The organism is Clostridium folliculivorans, from assembly GCF_024341905.1.
Classification (GTDB): domain Bacteria; phylum Bacillota; class Clostridia; order Clostridiales; family Clostridiaceae; genus Clostridium_AR; species Clostridium_AR folliculivorans.
Map to the genome: position 1 here is coordinate 1 of NZ_BQXY01000024.1, position 2,765 is coordinate 2,765.

The 2,765-nt window shown below is 29.2% G+C and carries 2 protein-coding genes; both read left to right on the forward strand.

Features of this window, described 5'->3' with window-relative positions:
• Nucleotides 1-1,057: N-acetylmuramoyl-L-alanine amidase family protein (locus OCU55_RS23680; RefSeq protein ID WP_261854714.1), on the forward strand; the 1,057-nt coding region annotated here is incomplete at its 5' end.
• A gap of 319 nt (nt 1,058-1,376) precedes the next feature.
• Entirely contained in the window at nt 1,377-2,297 is a 921-nt protein-coding gene (locus OCU55_RS23685) for a hypothetical protein (RefSeq protein WP_261854715.1), read from the forward strand.
• Nucleotides 2,298-2,765: the final 468 nt, after the last annotated feature.

Sequence of the window (2,765 nt, forward strand, 5' to 3'; positions counted from 1 at the left end):
ATTAAGAATAGATTCTACCACAAATAGTGGACAGGTAATAAGTCAGAGTAGAAATGTAGTATTTAACAATATTCCTAAGTTGGACATAAATAGTATAAGTAACTGGGGAGAAGTTAAAGGAAGTACATATATAGGTGGCTGGGCATTAAGTGGAGTTGGAATCAAGGTTATAAATGTAAGTGTAGATGATACTATAGTGGGACAAGCTACTTACGGTTATCCAACATCAAGTTTATCATCAAGAGTTGATTATGCTCAGAGAATGAATGCCGGATATGGATATTGGTTGAATACAGCTAATTATAGCAATGGATATCATACTATTACAGTTACTACAATTGGTAATGACAATTCGAAGAATTCTCTTACTTATACTGTTAATTTTAATAATGTTTCTAAATTAATAGTTGTTGATCCTGGACATAATAATGGCGGAGACGATGGAGCATATTCAACAATTGATGGAATAACTTATTCAGAAAGAGAATTAAATATGCAAGTAGCTGTTAAGGTTAAAAATGACTTGGAGAAGGTTGGTTATAAAGTTATGTTGACTAGACAGCCTTGGGATATTAGCTATGAACCTTCTGATATAAGCCTGAAAAATAGGGCTGACTTTGCCAACAACTTAAATGCAAATCTATTTATAAGTATACATCACGATATTAGTAGCGATATTAGTACAAGCGGTATAAGCACTCACTATAGTACTTACAGACCTAATATAGATAATGATGGAATTGTAAGTGGAGTAGATCCTGGTGGATGGAGTTATGATAACTTGCAAATAGATAGTACTCCGGGATATGCTGCTAGTAAAAGCAGAGAATTGGCTAATAAATTAGTAAGTAATGTATCCTCTTCAATGGGAAGTGCAAATTTAAAAGCTCATGATCATGGATTATACGTTACAAGATATACTAATATGCCATCAACATTAATAGAATGTGGGTTTATTTCAAATAAAAGTGACGCACTAAATGCTGCTAATGCAGATTATCAAGAAAAGTTAGCTCAGTCTATAGCTAATACTATAAATTCAATTCAATTTAATTAATAGGCTTAAGTTTAAAGAAGTATCCTAATGGAGCAATCTTTCGAACATCTCTTTATAGATTACTTGTTGATAGCCTATTAGGCTTTTCTATTAGTAGTAATTAGTTGTAGTATAAAAATATAAAGAATATAAACTGGAACTATGAAAATCCGCCCCTATCTCTAATTAGATAAAATTTTGAGAGATAGGGGTGTTTTTGTATGAAGTGCCTTTATATACAAAATATTGAAAATATGATATATTAGTGTATATGTCTAGTATAAATATGCTCCTATAATAAGACATATATTAGTGTAGGAGATGATGAGGGGATAAAATTATGAAGAAAAGAATATTTTGTATTTGCATATCTGCTGCTTTAATATTTTTTGTATCTGGATGTCAAAAACAAAACAATGGGGAGAAGTCAATTAGTAATATCAAACAGAGTTCAAGCAAAGATAGTAATGTAAATAATACAAGTGATACAACAACTATTACAAGCAATTCTAAGGAAAATGAAAATTATAGTTTACAGAAATATATTTCTCAAAGTGATAAAATACAATTAGCTGGGAAAGTAAATAGTAATATTGATATTCATATGGAATTAAAAAAAACTGATAAGAGTAAGTTTAATGATTTAAGTGAAAGATATTACGATAGCAATATGTCTATGCAAGGTGATAATGTAGTAGCAAGATATGAAGGAACTTATTATTATGATAAATACATGAAGAATATAAGAGTAGAGGCACAAGCCTATGCAAATGGTTATGTTAATATTTTTGAATTCAATGATAACAATCAGGTGAGTGGTTCATTTGGCGGATTTATCTTTCAAGATAAAATATTAAAGGGGATGTGGAATAATAATAATATTCCTAAGTATTCATTTTATTTAATTAAAAGTGATGTTGAAAGTAATGGAATAGATTTAAGTCTAGATACTAATAGAATTGGTAGTTATTCTAGAGTAGGAAGCGTAAGCAAAAACTCAACAACGTTAGTAATATATAGTGTATCTGATGACAAAATAAAATTTCATATTAGTGGTTATTCTGAACCTAATATGGGTAATGTGGGAGGGGTGGCTGCATATACAAACAGCTCTAAAAATACAGCCGAGTTCTATGATAAAGAAACTAATCTTAAAATCACGTTTGAGTTTGATGGTAAGAGTGTTAAAGTGGTAGGAAATGATGCTCTTAGTCAATTTGCAGGTGCTCATGTTATTATGTCAGGAACTTTTGTAAAATAGCTTTATACGATTAATTGTACTTTAAAACATAAATTAGTTATTAAACAGTAAGTTTTTAATAATGCTGAGAAGTTATTTCAAGGCATTATTTTTTATGTTCATTTTTTATTAATTTCATCATCTTTGAAACTGAAAAAATCTATTTTAGTACTAAATAGGATTTCTTATATAACTAATGAGTACGTAATATAGTGATATGTTAAGGTATAATATAAGTAAAATTCGAGGATGCTTGAACATTTATGGATGGTAATTTAATATTGTTGATTTATATAATTTGGTATAAAATATACATGTACAAGTATCTTGCTGCAAGTAATGTGGCAATTTTGTAGGTTATTTACAGCATAAATGTTTAAAATGAGGAGGAGTTATGAAAGAGGTAAAGAAAATATCAAGGTTTTTGGTGGTATTACTATTATTTAATTTGATTTTTAGTAGTATTACGACTAACTACGCTAAAGCAGC

Coding starts and splice junctions, on each gene's coding strand:
- OCU55_RS23685 (WP_261854715.1), top strand. CDS start 1,377: ATGAAGAAAAGAATATTTTGTATTTGCATATCTGCTGCTTTAATATTT.